Source organism: Pseudomonas sp. HUK17 (assembly GCF_001566765.1).
The window spans coordinates 117,447-134,323 of record NZ_LSMW01000005.1 but is presented as its reverse complement, the minus strand read 5'-3'; the positions used below and the strand labels follow the sequence as shown (position 1 = coordinate 134,323).

The 16,877-nt window shown below is 63.0% G+C and carries 16 protein-coding genes; 8 read left to right on the top strand and 8 right to left on the bottom strand.

Going from position 1 to position 16,877, the window contains the following annotated elements:
- Window positions 1-4 precede the first annotated feature (4 nt).
- Complete coding sequence (gene cbpA / locus AX284_RS02710) at window positions 5-949, top strand: curved DNA-binding protein (RefSeq protein WP_068383448.1); 945 nt, start codon at window positions 5-7, stop codon at window positions 947-949.
- Entirely contained in the window at window positions 949-1,257 is a 309-nt protein-coding gene (locus tag AX284_RS02705) for a chaperone modulator CbpM (RefSeq protein ID WP_017640778.1), read from the top strand. The genes cbpA and AX284_RS02705 overlap by 1 nt, the downstream gene beginning before the upstream one ends.
- Window positions 1,258-1,620: 363 nt before the next feature.
- Here the strand turns inward: AX284_RS02705 and AX284_RS11655 are convergent, their stop codons facing one another.
- Entirely contained in the window at window positions 1,621-2,484 is an 864-nt protein-coding gene (locus AX284_RS11655) for a LysR family transcriptional regulator (protein ID WP_082731505.1), read from the bottom strand.
- A gap of 126 nt (window positions 2,485-2,610) precedes the next feature.
- On the opposite strand from AX284_RS11655, the gene AX284_RS02700 reads away from it, so the two are divergent.
- The 3 genes from AX284_RS02700 to AX284_RS02690 all read left to right on the top strand — a co-directional run bounded on the left by AX284_RS02700 (window position 2,611) and on the right by AX284_RS02690 (window position 4,758).
- Window positions 2,611-3,396, top strand: coding sequence for a 2OG-Fe dioxygenase family protein (locus AX284_RS02700; RefSeq protein WP_037063808.1), 786 nt, complete (start codon window positions 2,611-2,613; stop codon window positions 3,394-3,396).
- A 49-nt stretch (window positions 3,397-3,445) separates the two neighbouring features.
- Window positions 3,446-4,063: a LysE family translocator gene (locus AX284_RS02695; RefSeq protein WP_068383447.1), complete on the top strand. Its 618-nt coding sequence runs from the start codon at window positions 3,446-3,448 to the stop codon at window positions 4,061-4,063.
- A gap of 107 nt (window positions 4,064-4,170) precedes the next feature.
- Window positions 4,171-4,758, top strand: coding sequence for a hypothetical protein (locus AX284_RS02690; protein ID WP_017640774.1), 588 nt, complete (start codon window positions 4,171-4,173; stop codon window positions 4,756-4,758).
- Between the two features lie 447 nt (window positions 4,759-5,205).
- Here AX284_RS02690 and AX284_RS02685 read toward each other — a convergent pair whose 3' ends face one another.
- On the bottom strand, window positions 5,206-7,566 hold the full coding sequence (locus AX284_RS02685; RefSeq protein ID WP_068383446.1) for an FdhF/YdeP family oxidoreductase: 2,361 nt from the start codon (window positions 7,564-7,566) through the stop codon (window positions 5,206-5,208).
- 204 nt (window positions 7,567-7,770) lie between these two features.
- On the opposite strand from AX284_RS02685, the gene AX284_RS02680 reads away from it, so the two are divergent.
- Entirely contained in the window at window positions 7,771-8,514 is a 744-nt protein-coding gene (locus AX284_RS02680; RefSeq protein WP_017640772.1) for a TIGR00266 family protein, read from the top strand.
- Between the two features lie 13 nt (window positions 8,515-8,527).
- Here AX284_RS02680 and AX284_RS02675 read toward each other — a convergent pair whose 3' ends face one another.
- From AX284_RS02675 to AX284_RS02660, 4 genes are all read right to left on the bottom strand, one after another.
- A complete protein-coding gene (locus AX284_RS02675; RefSeq protein ID WP_068383445.1) occupies window positions 8,528-9,424 on the bottom strand; it encodes a metal ABC transporter ATPase in 897 nt (298 codons plus the stop codon).
- Window positions 9,425-9,522: 98 nt separating this feature from the next.
- On the bottom strand, window positions 9,523-10,338 hold the full coding sequence (locus AX284_RS02670; RefSeq protein WP_068383443.1) for an aldo/keto reductase: 816 nt from the start codon (window positions 10,336-10,338) through the stop codon (window positions 9,523-9,525).
- Complete coding sequence (locus AX284_RS02665) at window positions 10,335-11,510, bottom strand: FAD-dependent oxidoreductase (protein WP_068383441.1); 1,176 nt, start codon at window positions 11,508-11,510, stop codon at window positions 10,335-10,337. The genes AX284_RS02670 and AX284_RS02665 overlap by 4 nt, the downstream gene beginning before the upstream one ends.
- 78 nt (window positions 11,511-11,588) lie before the next feature.
- Window positions 11,589-11,921, bottom strand: a complete 333-nt coding sequence (locus AX284_RS02660) for a DMT family transporter (RefSeq protein WP_068383440.1) — start codon at window positions 11,919-11,921, stop codon at window positions 11,589-11,591.
- Between the two features lie 83 nt (window positions 11,922-12,004).
- Here AX284_RS02660 and AX284_RS02655 point away from each other — a divergent pair, with 83 nt between their 5' ends.
- Together AX284_RS02655 and AX284_RS02650 are read left to right on the top strand one after the other, a co-directional pair.
- Entirely contained in the window at window positions 12,005-12,889 is an 885-nt protein-coding gene (locus AX284_RS02655) for a LysR family transcriptional regulator (protein WP_068383439.1), read from the top strand.
- A gap of 224 nt (window positions 12,890-13,113) precedes the next feature.
- Window positions 13,114-14,400 (top strand): MFS transporter, encoded by a 1,287-nt coding sequence (locus AX284_RS02650; protein WP_236712133.1) that lies wholly within the window; start codon window positions 13,114-13,116, stop codon window positions 14,398-14,400.
- On the opposite strand, the gene AX284_RS02645 is transcribed toward AX284_RS02650, so the two are convergent.
- Together AX284_RS02645 and AX284_RS02640 are read right to left on the bottom strand one after the other, a co-directional pair.
- Window positions 14,397-15,761, bottom strand: a complete 1,365-nt coding sequence (locus tag AX284_RS02645; RefSeq protein ID WP_068383436.1) for an MFS transporter — start codon at window positions 15,759-15,761, stop codon at window positions 14,397-14,399. The genes AX284_RS02650 and AX284_RS02645 overlap by 4 nt on opposite strands.
- Window positions 15,762-15,927: 166 nt before the next feature.
- The gene (locus tag AX284_RS02640) at window positions 15,928-16,875 is read right to left on the bottom strand and encodes a LysR family transcriptional regulator (protein WP_068383434.1); all 948 of its coding nucleotides are present in this window, start codon (window positions 16,873-16,875) and stop codon (window positions 15,928-15,930) included.
- Between the last annotated feature and the right edge of the window lie 2 nt (window positions 16,876-16,877).

Below are 16,877 nucleotides of genomic sequence, written 5' to 3'. Positions count from 1 at the left end.
CGCAATGGACTTCAAGGACTACTACGAGGTGCTCGGCGTCGCCCCCGACGTCGACGACAAGACCCTCAAGACCACCTACCGCAAACTGGCGCGCAAGTACCACCCCGATGTGAGCAAGGAGGCCGACGCCGAAGCTCGCTTCAAAGAGGTGGCGGAGGCCTATGACGTCCTGCGCGATCCGCACAAGCGTGCGGAATACGACCAGGTGCGCCTCTATCAGCAACAGGGCGAGCGCTTCCAGGTGCCGCCGGATTGGCAGCCGGGCTCGGGTGCCGACTACAGTGATCCCCATGCCGGCTTCGGCCAGGATTATTCCGACTTCTTCGAATCCCTGTTCGGCGCCGCTGGACGCTCGCAACAGGGTGGCTTCGCTCGCCGTGGTCGCGACATCGAATTGGAGCTGCCACTGTTTCTCGAAGAGAGCCAGGCCGGCAGTACCAAGCCGCTGAGCTTTTCGTTGCCGCAGCGCGATGAGCTGGGCCGGCGCGTCGGCGAGACCACCAAGACCCTCAACGTAAAGATTCCCGCCAGCAGCACCGAAGGTGAACGCATTCGCCTGAAAGGCCAGGGCGAGCCGGGCATCGGTGGCGCGGAGCCGGGTGACCTCTACCTGGTCATCCGTCTGGCGCCCCATCCCCTGTTCGACGTGGATGGCCAGGACCTGGTGGTCAGCGTGCCGCTCGCCCCCTGGGAGGCGGCCTTGGGCGCCAAGGTGCAGGTGCCGACGCTGGATGGGCAGATCATGCTGAGCATTCCGCCCGGCAGCCAGAACGGTGCGCGGCTGCGGGTACGAGGCAAGGGCCTGGCCGGCAAGAACGGGCAGGGCGATCTGCATGCCCTGCTCAAGGTGGTGATGCCGCCCAAAGGTGATGAAGCAACCCAGGCGCTGTGGCGCCAACTGGCCGAGCGGGCGGCCTTCAATCCCCGCCAAGACTGGAGGAAAGTCTGATGAGCAGTCTGATCGTCCTGCAGGAATTCTGCGTGCTCTGCGAGGTGAGCGAGCCCGTGGTGGTGGAAATCGTCGAACACGGCATCCTAGCGCCCCAGCGCGGCAAGCGCCCGGCCGAGTGGCATTTCGACACCGGTGCCCTGCACCGCGCCCGCCGCGCTGTACGCCTGCGCCACGAGCTGGACCTGGACTGGTCCGCGACCGCTCTAGCGCTGCACCTCTTGGATGAGGTGGAAGAACTGCGGCGGGAGAACCAACGGCTGCGACGGCGCCTGGAACGCTTCGCTGGCGAGCTGCGGGACGTCTGACCGGCCGCGTAGGGTGGATTGAGCCGGCATCATCGTCCGAACCCAACAGTCGGAGCCGCGTCTGGTTGTTGGGCTTCGCTGTATTCAGCTCACTTCAAGAAATAAAGCGCCCAGTTCTTCTCCGGAGGCCGGGCGAGGACGCCGGATGTAAGGTTTCCAGCGCCTAGGTAAGTTTCGATCATTGCCAGAGGCCGCCTCTAATGGGGCCTTTCTTACATAAGATAGACTCTTAACCGCAGTGTCCTTGGGACTGATATGTGACACGTCGGCTGAGATGGTGCTGCCGAGATGTTTACTGTGCCGGTGGTATCAGCCCCTCATTTGAAAGCGTTGATTTAAGGCCTGATAGAGTCTTTTAACTACTTATTCGTTGTTCCTGATCTCTCTTAGCAGCCAGTTCGCGAAGCGCTGACGACTGTCACAGCCGGAAATCGGTTCTGGAGACAAAAGATAATAAGCAGATCCGTCTTCGAGAAATCCATGCGGCGCCACCAACTGTCCCGCAGCAACATCTTCTTGTACCATCAAAAAAGAAGCTATAGCCACACCCAGCCCAGCAGTTGCAGCCTGAATGGAGAGATAAAAGTGTTCGTAGGTTACGTTACGTTTGCTTTTTATTGATCTGCCAGCCGTCGACGCCCAGGTAGGCCAAGCATTGAGGCGTGAGCTCGTATGGAGAAAAACTGTATCTTCATTATCAATGCTTGATGCGTGAGCTCCTGCCGCTACCGGCCCTGTGCGCTCTTTGCAGATGAATAGCGCTTCGACACTGTCATCCCATTTGAAATCATTGCGGCGGAGCGCAATATCAACCTTGGTACGTCGAAAATCGATTGCCCCGCCTGCTGCCACCAAATGCAAAGTAATATCGGGACATGCAGATTGAAATGACCCTAGCTTAGGAATAAGCCAACGCATCGCTATCGTGGGCTCGCAGGACAAGGTCAAAACATTCTCCATGGCCGAGTTTCGGATTCGATCTGACACCTGCGCGAGCTCGTCGAACATTCTACTAGTGACCTGTCTCAGCTCACGTCCAGCCTTGTTCAGATATATAGATCGCCCTCTTCTGTCGAACAGGGAAACACCCAGATCGTCCTCTAATAGTCGTACCTGTCTACTCACGGCACTGTGCGTGACATGCAGCTCAGCCGCGGCCTCCACAAAGCTTTCGGTTCTGGCTGCAACATCAAAAAAACGCAAAGCATTCAGTGGTGGCAGTTTCATGGCGATCGGCAACGAAATGGAACAGGTTAGGCGATTTTAAATCGTTTTTATCTCGGTAAGCAACAAGGCATCATCCAGCAGCCACTCGGAAAAAAAAGCTTCTATGAACACATCTAGGACAGTGATATGGATAGCACCTCTAGCTTTGCTCAATCTGCCAATCGTTCCAGTCACAGCTTTGCCGGCGTCCGTAAAGGGGTTGAGGACCTGTGCAAAAATATCGCCAAAAATGATTTTATAAACCTGCCGGCAAGGCGTACGTCCAAGCTGCTAGCTGAACAGGATGAAGACTTTTTGGAAGAATGGACTGCGTTTCAAGAAAGCTGGAATCTCTTGGAGCAGGATGGCTACATGAGGGACGGCGGTAGTTATCGCTATCGTCGGCATGCAACTTTTCACGCTGACCCTTTGGGCGTATCGGTCGAGCTTGTTCCGCATCAGCCTCACTATCAAAGCCTGGATTACAATCAGCTCAACGGCGATATCGCTCGGCACTTTTCGCCAATTGATCCGGGTACGATCAACAATCGAGCGTTCCTCGCTTCAATGAGGCTGTGCTGCGAAGCATTTGGACAACTCACTCCGTTTTTTTCTTGGCATATTGAGGTTCATCAATTTCGGATCTACGCCAAGCCAGGCCAGAGCTCCTCGCCCACCCCCGAAGGTGTACATCGTGACGGCGTAAATTTCGTATTCATGATGTTGATCAATCGAGTTAATGTCGTTAACGGTGAGACATCTATACACGATAGGCAAAAGAGGCGGCTGACTGCCTTCACGCTCACCAACCCTATGGACGTTGCTATCGTGAATGATGAAAGGGTAATGCACGGCGTAACGCCAATTATCCAGCTCGATACCGAACGAGAAGCCTACCGAGACGTCTTGGTCATTACTTTCAATAAAAAGTAGAGCCGTTCATGGACGGGCCATTCAGGCTCGTCCATCATAAAGGATCGACATGAACGAAATTCTAGCTGTAGCATTGATCACCATATTGGCAGTTATCAGCCCGGGCCCCGATTTTGCCATGGTAACCCGTAACAGCTTTCTGCACGGTCGAAAGGCCGGCCTGACAGCAGCTTTGGGTATTGCTTGTGGTGTTCAGATACACGTCTTCTACACAGTATTCGGTATCGCCCTGTTGATTGTGCAGTCACCTCGCCTACTGTTCGCTATGAAGCTGCTCGGGGCAGCCTACCTGATATATATAGGTATAAAATCATTCACTAACAAAAACCGAGTTGACCTCAATGCTGGCTTTGGAACATCTGAGCGCCTACTGTCGATCTTTCGGATAGGATTTCTTACCAATGCCCTCAATCCGAAGACAATGCTGTTCGTTGTGTCGACCTACACTCAGGTGGTAAAGCCTGACAGCTCTCTTGTCACAAACTTCGCCTACGGTCTGTTCATGTCGTTCTCTCACTGGGCTTGGTTCAGTCTCGTCGCTATCTTTTTCTCTGCAGAGATGCTCCGTCAGAAGATGCTTAGCAAGCAAATCGTACTAGACAGGGTCATCGGCGCCGCGCTGATGATACTCGGCGCCATGCTTTTAATGCCTACTACTCTCCGGTGATACGGGGTTCGCGAACGGACAGGTCAGAGGCAGACAGCACATGCTGTATCAGAACAATAGTGCCTCCTGATGCTAATTTCTATGTATTTCTGTAAGGATAGGTTCTGATGTTCGAAAGCTTCTATGCCAAGGAATGGGTTCAGGTGTCTACAGCCTTTGTCTTTGTGATAGTGATATTGATCACGCCGCTTATGTACTGGCGTATTAGTCGAAAGCTGAGCGGAGACAGTAGGAAGCAATTCATCGATGTCGCCTTCGATATGTATGGTGTTGTGTTTTTCCTATTGGTTGCACCCATTGGTTACTTGGTTTTGTATTTCTTCGGCTCTCAGTCTAAGTTTATGCTGAACGACCCTATGGCTTGGGTTTGCTTTATAGGTGGCGCCGCTTCAATTTATGATTTGATTCGAGCTTTGCTAAAGCTGAATGCTGCTGGCAGAGTGGCGCAGTGCGGTGAAAAATTCGAATCTATTTTAAAGTTCAAGAGGCTGGTTAAAATTGCCTTCTGCCTTTCATTAATCCCGCTGCTTTATGGGGCGTTCATGATTGGTGTCACTAACTTGGTGGCACCTGATTCCATTAATACGATGGCATGGTTTTTAACATTCATGATGACAGGCTTGGCAATTGTTTACGCAGTTGCATCCAGAGCGTTGCTCCTTGTTTCGCAAGCTTATGAACAAGGCTCTGGTTAGGCCGGCAAGATATGCAGAAGACCTGATGTAAGTGTGCGAAAATTCATTCCCGACCGAAGCCAGGTGATTGGTCCCTAACTCATATTCGCACTAGGTTTTTCGAGATCAAACAAGGCGAAGCGTAGGCAGGCATGGGGACCTTTCTGGACACGACAACGCCAGAGCCCGCCCTCTCTTCATTTGCGCCTACCCTTGAGCCTTAATCAATGGCCAGGGGACTACAGGCGTACGGAAGCGCCTCGCATGGCCGCGGCCTCCTTATCACCGCATGTGGCGTCTTACGCCAGGGTTATCCAGGATCAGCAATCACAGCCTGGATCTTGTTGGTCTTTTGCCAGGCAGTGCAGTTGACTTAACCAATCAGCTCAGGACTACCAAGTCTCTGGAAGCCTTGAGTCTCTGGCGGCGTGAAGAGAACTCCGTGAGTTGATCTGTAGCCGCGTAGGACTATCCCGCCGCAATCAACCCCCGCCGTTGCATCGCCTGTTCCTGACTCAGCCTTTCAATTCTTACCGGCAAGGACTTCGACGCCGGGGTATGGCTGCGGGTGTCGTGGTTGGCCAGCGGGGCCAGGCTGTTGGTCTCGGGATAGTAGGCGGCGCAACAACCGGCCGGTACGTCGAAGGCGATGACCTTGAAGGGCCCGGCCCGACGCGGATAGCCGTCCAGGGCATCACCGACGAAGTCGATGAAGTCACCCTCCTGCACCTCGTGGCGGCGCATGTCCTCCGGGCTGAGCATGGCCACCATGCGTTCGTCGATGTCGCGATAGCGATCGCGATTGGAATAGATGGTGGTGTTGAATTGGTCGTGGCTGCGGATCGTCATCAGTTGCAGATGCTCGGCATCCGGCGGGCTGTCGTCCTCGTCCAGCACGTCGCCGGGAAAGAGGAAGTTGGCCTTGCCGGTGGGGGTATCCCATTTCCGTTCACGGGCCGCATTGGGCAGGCGGAAGCCGCCAGGCTGTTCGATACGGGCGTTGTAGTCGGCGAATTGTTCGGGCAGCACCGCCTCGATCTTGTCGCGGATGAGCGCGTAATTGCCAACCAGGGCGTCCCAATCGATATGGGGATAGCGCTCGCCCAGGGTCGCCTTGGCGATGCCGGCGACGATGGCGATCTCCGACAGCAGTTCCGGCGAGGCCGGTTCCAGGCTACCGGTTGAGCCGTGCACCATGGACATGGAGTCTTCCACGGTGATGGTTTGCACTCCGCTGGCCTGGACATCGCGTTCGGTGCGGCCCAGGCAGGGCAGCAGGAAGGTGCTGCGACCGTGCAGGGTATGGCTCCAGTTGAGCTTGGTGGCGATCTGCACCGTCAGGCGCAGGTTGGCGACATGGGGCGCTACCCGGTCGATGTCGGGAATGGCGCGGAAGAAATTGCCGCCCAGGCCGATGAAGGCCTGGGGTTCGTCGCGCAGCAGGGCTTCGCAGCACTCCACCACGTCGTCGCCGCCCTCGCGGGGCGCCTGGAAATCGAACGCCTGGTCCAGCCTCGCCAGGAAGGGTTCCTTGGGCTTCTGGTAGATGCCCACGGTGCGGTCGCCCTGGACGTTGGAGTGGCCGCGTATGGGACAGGGGCCGGCACCAGGCTTGCCGACGTTGCCGCGCAGCAGCAGCAACAGATTGATGATCTGCTGCAGGACATCGCCGCCGCGGCGGTGTTGGGTCACGCCCATGCCCCAGCAGGCGATCACCCGCTCGGCCTTCATGTAGACCTGAGCCGCGTCCCGCATGGCCGCCTGGGTCAGGCCGGAATAGCGCTCCAGACGCTCCCAGCTCAGCCCCCGGCAGTGTTCGGCGAAGGCTTCCAGGCCGACGCAATGCTGTTCGATGAATGCCACGTCGAGGATGCGCGGGGCGCCGCTGCGGCGCGCTTCGTCGTCAGCCTCGATGACGACCTTGCACAGCCCCTGCATGGCCGCCATGTCGCCGCCGATACGCACCTGGTGGTACTGGGAGCTGATGGCCACGCCGCCGCCCGGCAAGGCCATATCGCGCACGGCCTGGGGCGAGGCGAAGCGCACCAGGGCCTTTTCCCGCAGCGGATTGAAGGTGACGATGGGCACGCCGCGGTGCACGGCGTCGTGCAGTTCGCTCATCATTCGCGGACTGTTGGTACCAGGATTCTGGCCGATGATGAAGATGGCATCGGCCTGGGCGAAATCCTCCAGGTCCAGGGTGCCCTTGCCGACGCCAATGCTCTCTGGCATGGCGGTGGTGGTGGTCTCGTGGCACATGTTGGAACAGTCGGGGAAATTATTCATGCCGTAGAGACGACCGAACAGCTGATAGAGAAAGGCCGACTCGTTGGACGAGCGGCCCGAGGTGTAGAGCTCCAGCTTCCAGGGATCGTCCAGGGCGCGCAGCTCGGCGCCGATCTCGGCGAAGGCGTCCGCCCAGCTCACCGGGCGGTAGGTGTCGCTGGCGGCGTCGTAGCGCAGGGGGTGGGTGAGACGGCCCTGGTCTTCCAGGTCATGGTCGGTCCAGGTGCGCAATTCGCTCAGGGTATGGGCGGCGAAGAATTCCGGGGTGGTGCGTTTGCGGGTGGCCTCCCAGGCCACTGCCTTGGCGCCGTTCTCGCAGTATTCGAAGGTATGCGGGGTCTTCGGATCGGGCCAGGCGCAGCTCGGGCAGTCGAAGCCACCCGGCTTGTTCATGGTCAGCAATGCCTTGTTGCCGCGCATCAACACCTTCTGGCGGCTCAGGTGCTGGGTCACGGCATTGAGCGCACCCCAGCCCCCGGCGCTGCCGTGCTCCTGGGTGCCGTGCAGGGGTTGAGCGGGGGAATGGGCGGATTGCTTGGTCATGTTCACCTCTGGAACTGAGCCGGACAGGAAGCCGGCGGGTACCTAGAGGGGAACCCTGGAAGCGGGCTGGCGTTCCACCGTCTGGCTGCCGGGCCGACGAGTGCGAGCGGACAGCGAAGCGCCGTTCACCCGCCTGAAGGGGCGCGCCAAGGCGGCCGGTGACTGCTAGGCTGGACGCTTCCGCAGCTACCGAGAAAGCTCACCATGGCCAGCCATATCCTCGACCATCGTATCCTCGGCGAATCCCTGCAGGCGGTGGAGATCGGTCTCGATCCCGGCGAGACGGTGATCGCCGAGGCCGGTGCCATGACCTACATGGAGGCCGACATCGATTTCACCGCACGTATGGGCGATGGGTCCGACGGACTGCTCGGCAAGCTCTGGGGTGCCGGCAAGCGGATGCTCGGCGGTGAGTCGCTGTTCATGACCCATTTCACCAACGAGGGCCGGGAGAAGCGCCACGTCGCCTTTGCCGCGCCCTATCCGGGTCAGGTGATCCCCCTGGATCTGGCAGCCCTGGGCGGCACCCTGTTCTGCCAGCGCGACTCCTTTCTCTGCGCGGCCAAGGGCACCCGTATCGGCGTTGCCTTCACCCGGCGCCTGGGCGCCGGCTTCTTTGGCGGCGAAGGCTTCATCCTGCAGCGGCTGGAAGGCGATGGCATGGCCTTCGTGCACGCCGGGGGCACGGTGATCCGCAAGGAACTCAGGGGCGAAACGCTGCGCCTGGACACTGGCTGCCTGGTGGGCTTCACCAGTGGCATCGACTACAACATCAAGCTGGCCGGTGGCCTGCGCAGCATGCTGTTCGGCGGCGAAGGCCTGGTGCTAGCGACCCTGAGCGGTCACGGCACCGTGTGGATTCAGACGCTGCCCTTTTCGCGATTAGCCGGCCGGGTTCAGGCCGCGGCCGGCGGCGGTGTCGGCGAACGCCGCGCGGGTGGCGACTAGTTCTCCCTGTGTCCTAGGCCCGTTGCAGGGCGCTCTGGGGCGCCATGCGCTCCAGCCAGTCGCGCCAGCGCACGCGGCTGTCGTGGACCAGCCAGCCGTCCTGGCGGGCGAAGCTTTCCGACAGCCAGAGGCCGCGGGTCGACACCGGCAGGCGCTGGCCGACCGACAGGGTATAGAGCTCGCCGGTGGGCTTGCCGTCGTCCAGAGCGACCAGATAGAGATCCGGGCGCTGGCGGGCCAGGCGCGCCAGCAGCTGGCCGTTCTCGATCTTCTCGTCGACGTGGAACAGACTTGGCGCCTTGCACTCTTTGGGCAGCTCCAGCAGCAGGTCATAGACCAGTTGCAGCGAGGCGGTGGGGGTGTGCACATAGGCGCGCGGACGCTCCAGCAGCGCCAGGCTGCCGCAGCGCACCGGCCGTGCCGCCCCCGAACGCGGGCTCAGGCGAAAGGCCACGTCCTCGCGATAGGGCAGGGCCGGGGCATAGGGCGTCGGTAGCCAGGTGTCGGCGAAGCGCCCGGCCAGCCAGCCGCGCGGCGTCTCGATCAGGCACTCCTCGGCCACCTCCTGCACGGCGGTGAGCAGCGGCAGGGCCAGTTCGTGGGTCGGGATATAGCCGGAGATCAGCTTGAGCACCACGTCGCCCCGATCGGGCCGGCGCTGGCGCACCAGCAGCCAGTGGTCCTGGCCCTGCCAGTTCAACGTCAGGCGCACCGAGACGCCCAGGTTGGCGAGCTTCGCACTGAAGTGCTGGGCATCCTCGATCTCGATCGGCTGGCGCCGCTCCAGCATCTCGCTGAAATTCAGCGGTTGGCCGAGGGCCTGGTAGGTGAGGCCGTCATGATTGGCCTCGACCGAAAGGGGCAGGGTCTTGAACGCCTTGGGATTGTGGCGGGCGATGAGCTGGGGCATGGCCGACTCCTGTTGTAGTGTGCCGCGGACGCGCCGTCCCGGGCGATCGGGCAGGGCGTCCAGTGGACGAAGGCAAGGGTTCAGCGAAACGCTCTGGATCAGGGCCGAGCGGTGATCACTTCGGCCAGGGTACGGACATTATGTGACAGGTGCAGGGGATCGATAGTGCCGACTATCGCACTGCTCACCCCGGGCTCGCCGAACACCCGGGCGAAGCTGGCCCGCACCGGATCCTGGCCGGCGCCGAGTACGGCGTGACCGCTGGCCAGGGCCTTCTTGATCAGGATGCCCTTGCCCTGGGCGGCGGCGGCCTGGATCACCGGGATCTCGGCGTCTTCGTTGAGGTTGAAGGTGACCATGGCGCAATCGCCGGTTTCCAGAGCCTTGAGGCCGCCGGCGGCGGTCTTGCCGGAAAAGCCGAAGGCGCGGATCAGGCCTTCGCGCTTGAGTTCGGCCAGGGTCTCGTAGCAGCCGCTGTCTTCGAGAATGCTCAGGTCGTTGCCGTCGGAGTGCACCAGCACCAGGTCCAGCCAGTCGGTTTCCAGACGCTTCAGGCTGCGTTCCACCGAGCGGCGGGTATGGGCCGGGCTGAAGTCGAAGCTGGACAGTCCGCCTTCGAATTCCTCACCGACCTTGCTGGCGATCACCCAGTGCTGGCGCTGGCCACGCAGCAGCGGACCCAGACGCTCTTCGCTGCGGCCATAGGCCGGGGCGGTATCCAGCAGGTTGATGCCCAGCTCGCGAGCCAGGCTGAGCAGGTCGGCGGCGGTGCGATCGTCGGGGATGGTGAAGCCATTGGGATACTTCACGCCCTGGTCGCGGCCGAACTTGACCGTGCCCAGGCCCAGGGGGGAAATCTCCAGGCCGGTGCTACCCAGGGGGCGGTGCAGGCCGTGCAGGGTGCGCAGGCTCATGGCAGCAGTTCCTCCCAGAAGGGCGCGGCCACCGGCGGTTGCGGATGGGCGGGCAGGGTGGGGTGTTGTCCGGGGGCGATGCCGTCGCGGGCGAGATTGGCGAGGACACGGTCGGCCAGGTCCGGCGACAGCGCCAGCTTGGTCGGCCAGCCCACCAGCAGACGGCCTTCCTCTGCGAGAAAGGCGTTGTCCGGCCGCACCAGTCCGGATTGCGCCGGCTCGGCGCGATCCACGCGCAGGGTTGCCCAGCGGGCGCCGTCGAAGTCGATCCAGGGCAGCAGGCGCTGCAATTCCTCGCGCGCCGTGGCGATCTGCGCCGCTGGCTCACGGGCCACGCCCTCGGCCTCGGCCAGATCGCCGCCCAGGTACCACAGCCACTGGCCGTCGGCGGTGGGGTGGCTGGTGATGGTCACCCGCGGCTTGGGGCCGCCACCCAGACAGTGCGCATAGAGGGGTTTGAGCATGGGGCCCTTGACCACCACCATGTGCAGCGGTCGGCGCTGCATGGCCGGCTGTTCCAGATGGAGTGCCTGGAGCAGATCGGCCATGCCGGCGCCGGCGGTGAGCACGATGCGGCGGGCGCGGATGGCCTGGCCGTCCACCACCAGGCCGGTCAGTTCGCCGTCTTCGCGCAGGGGCTGGAGGTCATGCCCGGCCAGCAGGCTGTCGCCGGCCAGCTCGGCCAGGCGCGCGACGAGGCTGGGTACGTCCAGCACCAGTTCGGCCAGACGATAGACCTTGCCCTTGAAGGCGCGGTCGCGCAGGGCCGGGGGCAGTTCGTCGCCCTTGACCGCATCCACCCGGCCGCGCACCGCCTTGCTGGCGAAGAAGCTGGTGAGGTTGCCGGCCAGGCTGCCGGGCGACCAGAGGTAGTGGGCCTCGGAGAGCAGGTGCACGCCGGACAGATCCAGCTCGCCACTGCCGGCCAGGCTCTCGCGCCAGCGCCGCGGCATGTCGGCGATGGCCTCGGAGGCGCCGGTGAGCATCCCGGTCAGGGCGTACTTGGTGCCGCCGTGGATGATGCCCTGGGACTTGCCACTCTGGCCGCCGCCCAGAGCACCGGTCTCCACCAGCACGGTGGCGTAGCCGGCGCGTCTGAGACGGGCGTTGAGCCAGAGGCCGGCGACGCCGCCGCCGACGATGAGGATATCGGTGGAGCAGGGTTGGGACATGAACGAGACCTAGTAGAAAGCGAGGACATTACACATTACGTGGAATTTTACACGCTACGTGTAATGTCCTGCCCCTCATCAATGCCCAGTGCTGCCGGAAAACAGCTGGATCACCACCACGCCGGCGACGATCAGCCCCATGCCCAGCATGGCCGGCAGGTCCAGCTTCTGATCGTAGAGCACCGCCGCGGCAATGCTGACCAGCACGATGCCCAGGCCGGCCCAGATGGCGTAGGCGATACCCACGGGAATGCTGCGCACCACCAGGGTCAGCATCCAGAAGGCCAGGCCGTAGCCGGTGATGACCAGAAACAGCGGCAGTGGCTTGCTGAAGCCGCTGATGGCCTTCATGGAGGTGGTGGCGACGACTTCGGCGGCGATGGCGATGGCCAGGTAGATGTATCCGCTCATGATGATTTCTCCTGTCGAATGCTTCATTGTGCCTTGTGCGGCGATAGGTGAAAGTTGATACCTATCCGTTGAGGAGATGGGTCGTGCAGTGGAATCTGGAGCAGCTGGAGATCTTCGTCGGCATCGCCGAGGGCGCGAGTTTCTCGGCCATGGCACGCCGTCTGGGACGGGCGCAATCGGCGGTGAGCACTGCCATCGCCCTGCTGGAGACCGATCTGGGCGTCGCGCTGTTCGCGCGCAGCAATGGTCGCACGCCGGTCATCACCGCGGCCGGTCTGGCGCTGCTGGAGGAGGCGCGTGAGGTCTTGCGCCAGTGCCAGCGGCTGGACAGTCGCGCCCAGGCCCTCTGCGCCGGCCAGGAACCCTTGTTGCGCCTGGCGCTGGACGAAGCCATGCCTTACCAGCCAGTGCTCGATGCCCTGGACGCTCTGGCCGCGGCCTTCCCGCACCTGGAAGTCCAGCTCACCAGCGGCGCCCAGGGCGATGTGGCGCGCAAGCTGCTCACCGACCAGGCCGACCTCGGCCTGCTGTTTCGCCACGAGCACATGCCCCAGGCCCTGGAGCGCCAGGCCCTGGGTGATGTCGCCCAGGTCACCGCCTGCGGCGCCCAGCATCCCCTGGCCAGCCAGCGCGGGGTAGGGCGGCGCGAACTGGCCCGCCACCGTCAGCTGCTGATCGCGCCGCTGGAGAACCCCTATCCCGGTGGCGAGCAGATCGCGCCCCAGGTCTGGCGCGCCGACAGCTTCTATCTGCTCGCCGAATTGCTGATGCGCGGCCTGGGCTGGGGCTGGTTGCCGCGGCACGTGGCGCGCTATCCCTCCTACCAGGGCTTGCTCGCCGAACTGGCCTGCGACTGGGTGCCGCCGGCCTTGGTGGTGGAGCTGGCCTGGCGCCGCAACGCCGCACCGGGGCCGGCGGCGCGCTGGCTGGCGCAACGGCTGGCCGAAGAGTTGCGGGCGATTGGTTGAAATCGATGTGTTGGGCTTCGCTGCGCTCAGCGCCAACCTACGCGGAGCGCCGTAGGTTGGCGCTGAGCGAAAGCGAAGCCCAACATGACGGAGCCTCAGCGCTTGCCCATGGCCTCTTCCCATGACAGTCGTATTCTGGCCGAATCCGTGGGGCAGCTTGACCAGCGCCTAGGCGCGAGCGCTGCGATACTCAGGTCATTCCTCCTCGATCCGGGATGATCGCCATGACCACACCTCCCGCCCTCGGCCAGCGCTATGTCTTCGTCGTCCTGGCGCTGATCTTTCTCGCCCTGCTGGTCTCGGCCGGGGTTAGGTCCACCCCTGGTGTACTGCTGCTGCCGTTGCAGGAGACCTTTGGCTGGAGCCGCGAAAGCGTGTCCTTCGCCGCCGCCGTGGGCATCTTCCTCTACGGCCTGGTCGGGCCCTTCGCCGCCGCCCTGATGCAGACCCTCGGCATCCGCCGCACCCTGCTCGGCGGCCTCACCCTGATCAGCCTCGCCACCGCCCTGAGCACCCTGATGCGCGAACCTTGGCACCTGGTGGCCACCTGGGGCGTGCTCAGCGGCCTGGGCACGGGCTGCGTGGCCATGGTGCTGGGCGCCGCCATCGTCAATCGCTGGTTCGTCGCCCGCCGGGGCCTGATGATGGGCCTGCTAGCGGCCAGCACCGCCACCGGCAACCTGGTGTTCCTGCCGTTGCTGGCCCATCTCGCCAGTCACGAGGGCTGGCAGACCGTGGTGTTGACCGTGGCCGTGGCCAGCGCTGCCCTAATCCCGCTGGTGGCCTGGCTGCTGCCCGAGCGGCCGGCGGATGTTGGCCTGCGACCCCATGGCGCCCCGGCGGACTATCAGGCGCCGGTCGCCACCGCACCGGGCAATCTGTTTCGCGTGACCCTCGGCACCCTGGCCATGGCCAGCCGCCGGCGCGATTTCTGGCTGCTGTTCCTGACCTTCTTCGTCTGCGGCTTCACCACCAATGGCCTGATCGGCACCCACTTCATCGCCATGGGCCATGACCACGGGCTGTCCCAGGTGCAGGCCGCCGGGATCCTCGCGCTGATGGGCATCTTCGATCTGGTGGGCACCACCGCCTCCGGCTGGCTGACCGACAGATACGATCCGCGCCGCCTGCTGTTCGTCTACTACAGCCTGCGCGGGCTTTCGCTGATCTACCTGCCATTCTCCGGTTTCGCCCCCGAGCAGCTGCTGCTGTTCGGCATCTTCTATGGGCTGGACTGGATCGCCACGGTGCCGCCCACGGTCAAGCTGACCAACCAGAGCTTTGGTGAAAGGAGCGCGCCGGTGGTGTTCGGCTGGGTGTTCTGCGGCCACATGCTCGGCGCCGCCTGCGCGGCCTTTCTCGCCGGCGCCCTGCGCGAGCACTTCGGCTCCTATCAGGAGGCCCTGGTATTGGCTGGGCTGACCGGCATCGTCGCGGCGGTAATGGCGCTGGGGATCGGGCGACCGCGCGCCGCGGGTGCCGGGCGCGCGGCCGTGCCCGAGGCGGGCTAGGCGGGCTTGAGGTCGAGCGGTACGGCGGTCGGCGTGCGCTGCAGCATCGACGCCGGGATCGCCAGGATCAGCAGACCGCTGACGAACAGGCAGGCGCCGAGCACATAGGTGCCGTTGTTGATGTCGCCGGTGAGGGTTTCCATGGTCGCGGTGATCATGGAGCCGGTGAAGCCGGAGAGGTTGCCGATGGCGTTGATCATGCCGATGCCCGCCGCCGCCGCGACGCCGGAGAGCAGGGTGCCGGGCAGCGACCAGAAGATCGGCATCAGCGCCAGCAGCCCCGAGGCGGCCACGGTGAGGAAGAAGATCGACAGCACGATGTTGTGGATGAACCAGGCACTCAGCACCAGCCCCAGGGCGCCGACGAAGGCCGGTACCGCCGCATGCATGCGCTGCTCACCAGTGCGCGCCGAATGACGGGCGTTGAGCAGCATGACCACCAGGGCGACGCTGTAGGGGATGGCGGTGAGCAGACCGATCTGCAGGCTGCCGCTGACCCCGGCGTTCTTGATGATCGAGGGCATCCAGAAGGCCAGGCCATAGAAGCCGGTGTTGAAGGTCAGCAGGATGAACACCAGCAGCCAGACCCGCGGATTGAAGAACACCTCGCTGAGGCGCGACGCCTTGCCGGCGTTCTGCTGCTCCAGGTTGCGCTTGAGCAGGGCCTTTTCCCGGGCGTCCAGCCAGGGCGCCTTGTCAATGTTGTCGCTCAGGCAGCAGAACACCACCACCGCCATGATGATCGAAGGCACCCCTTCCACCAGCAGCATCCACTGCCAGCCGGCCAGGCCGTGCCAGTTGTGCAGGCTGCTCATCAGCCAGCCGGAAAGCACGCCGCCAAAGCTCAGACTGAAGGGCAGGGCGATGAGAAAGCCCGACATCACCCGACTCTGCCGGCGGGTCGGAAACCAGTAGTTGAGATAGAGGATCACCCCGGGAAAGAAGCCCGCCTCGCAGACGCCCAGCAGGAAGCGCAGCACATAGAAGAGGGTGCTCGACTGCAGACCGAAGAATTGCGCCAGCGGCTGGGTGAAGGCCACCGCCATGGAGATGATCGCCCAGGTCAGCATGATGCGGGCGATCCAGAAGCGCGCGCCGTAGCGATGCAGCAGCAGGTTGCTGGGGACCTCGAAGAGAAAGTAGCCCCAGAAGAACATGCTGGCGCCGAGGGCATAGACGGTGTTGCTGAAGCCCAGGTCGTCGAGCATGTCCAGCTTGGCGAAGCCGACGTTGACCCGGTCCAGGTAGGCGGCGATGTAGCACAGCAGCAGGATCGGCAGGATACGCAGCACCACTTTTCGGTAGGTGCGTTCTTCGAAGGCGTCGCCAGCGGCGCCCTGGGGAGCGGTGGTCTCGAACATGGGAATGACCTTCGGGGCCTTGGGGCCCGTTGTTGTTATTGAAGAGGTCGAAGGCGGCCAGGGATGCAGGGTGGCCGTCTGGATCGCCTGGCCACTCTAGGAGCGGGAGCGATTCTTTCCCAATGGCATTTGCGGATCATTCGATAACGGCGCGTTATCGAGCTGTCTAGGCTGCGGACTCCTCGCGACCGGCATGGCTCAGCAGGATGGCGGCGAACTCCTGGGCCGCCTCGCCGAGGGGTTCGCCCTTGCGGGTGAGGATGCCGTAGTCCTGCGCCGGCAGGTGCAGCGGCAGCTCCAGCGCACTGAGCGCGCCGCTGGCGAGATAGGGCTCGACCATGGCCTCCGGCAGCATGCCGATCATGGGGCCGGCGCGCAGCACCTGGAGAAAGGTCTGCATGGAGATGGTGTCGATGGTGTTGTTCGGCACCGGCAGGCCGGCGGCGGCGAAGGCCCGCTCCATGCGCCCGCGGATGGGCGTGCCCTTGGGATAGAGGATCCAGGGCCAGGCCAGCACCTGGTCGAGGCCCACGGGGCCGCTGCCCACCAGTGGATGATCGGCGTTGACCACGAAACGGAAGGGCTCCGGTGCCAGGGGCTGGAAGTCGAAACGCTGGGCCTGGGCTTCGTCGGTGAAGCGTGCCACCGCCAGGTGCAGCAGTTTGTCGTCGAGCATCTCCATCAGGTGATCGCTGGTCTGCTCCACCACCTCGATGGCCAGCAGCGGCCAGCGCTGCTTGATCGCGACGATGGCCTGCGGCAGGGCCACCGCCGTGGCGGCGAAGATGCCACCGACCTTGAGCTGGCCGTGACCGCCGCGTCTCAGGCTGTCGATCTGCTCGGCGAAGTCGCGGGCATCGTTGAGCGCCACTCGGGCGTAACGCAGCACGTGCTCGCCCAGGGCGGTGGGCGGCATGCTGCGTGGCTGGCGCTCGAACAGGGCGAAGCCCAGCAGATGCTCGAGCTCCTTGAGCATCTTGCTGATGGCCGGCTGGCTGAGATTCATCTGCTGCGCCGCCAGGTGCATGTTGCGGGTGCGCCCCAGGGTGTCGATCAGCAGCAGGTGGCGAAACTTGAGCCAGTGGCTGATCTGGCTGAACGACGGCTCGGACACGT

What these genes read in the sequence shown, in the direction of transcription:
- AX284_RS02670 (WP_068383443.1), bottom strand. Translation starts at nt 10,338, where the DNA reads ATGAGCCTGCGCACCCTGCACGGCCTGCACCGCCCCCTGGGTAGCACC.
- AX284_RS02700 (WP_037063808.1), top strand. Translation starts at nt 2,611, where the DNA reads ATGGATAGCACCTCTAGCTTTGCTCAATCTGCCAATCGTTCCAGTCAC.
- AX284_RS02680 (WP_017640772.1), top strand. Translation starts at nt 7,771, where the DNA reads ATGGCCAGCCATATCCTCGACCATCGTATCCTCGGCGAATCCCTGCAG.
- AX284_RS02675 (WP_068383445.1), bottom strand. Translation starts at nt 9,424, where the DNA reads ATGCCCCAGCTCATCGCCCGCCACAATCCCAAGGCGTTCAAGACCCTG.
- AX284_RS02695 (WP_068383447.1), top strand. Translation starts at nt 3,446, where the DNA reads ATGAACGAAATTCTAGCTGTAGCATTGATCACCATATTGGCAGTTATC.
- AX284_RS02660 (WP_068383440.1), bottom strand. Translation starts at nt 11,921, where the DNA reads ATGAGCGGATACATCTACCTGGCCATCGCCATCGCCGCCGAAGTCGTC.
- AX284_RS11655 (WP_082731505.1), bottom strand. Translation starts at nt 2,484, where the DNA reads ATGAAACTGCCACCACTGAATGCTTTGCGTTTTTTTGATGTTGCAGCC.
- AX284_RS02690 (WP_017640774.1), top strand. Translation starts at nt 4,171, where the DNA reads ATGTTCGAAAGCTTCTATGCCAAGGAATGGGTTCAGGTGTCTACAGCC.
- AX284_RS02705 (WP_017640778.1), top strand. Translation starts at nt 949, where the DNA reads ATGAGCAGTCTGATCGTCCTGCAGGAATTCTGCGTGCTCTGCGAGGTG.
- AX284_RS02685 (WP_068383446.1), bottom strand. Translation starts at nt 7,566, where the DNA reads ATGACCAAGCAATCCGCCCATTCCCCCGCTCAACCCCTGCACGGCACC.
- cbpA (WP_068383448.1), top strand. Translation starts at nt 5, where the DNA reads ATGGACTTCAAGGACTACTACGAGGTGCTCGGCGTCGCCCCCGACGTC.
- AX284_RS02665 (WP_068383441.1), bottom strand. Translation starts at nt 11,510, where the DNA reads ATGTCCCAACCCTGCTCCACCGATATCCTCATCGTCGGCGGCGGCGTC.
- AX284_RS02650 (WP_236712133.1), top strand. Translation starts at nt 13,114, where the DNA reads ATGACCACACCTCCCGCCCTCGGCCAGCGCTATGTCTTCGTCGTCCTG.
- AX284_RS02645 (WP_068383436.1), bottom strand. Translation starts at nt 15,761, where the DNA reads ATGTTCGAGACCACCGCTCCCCAGGGCGCCGCTGGCGACGCCTTCGAA.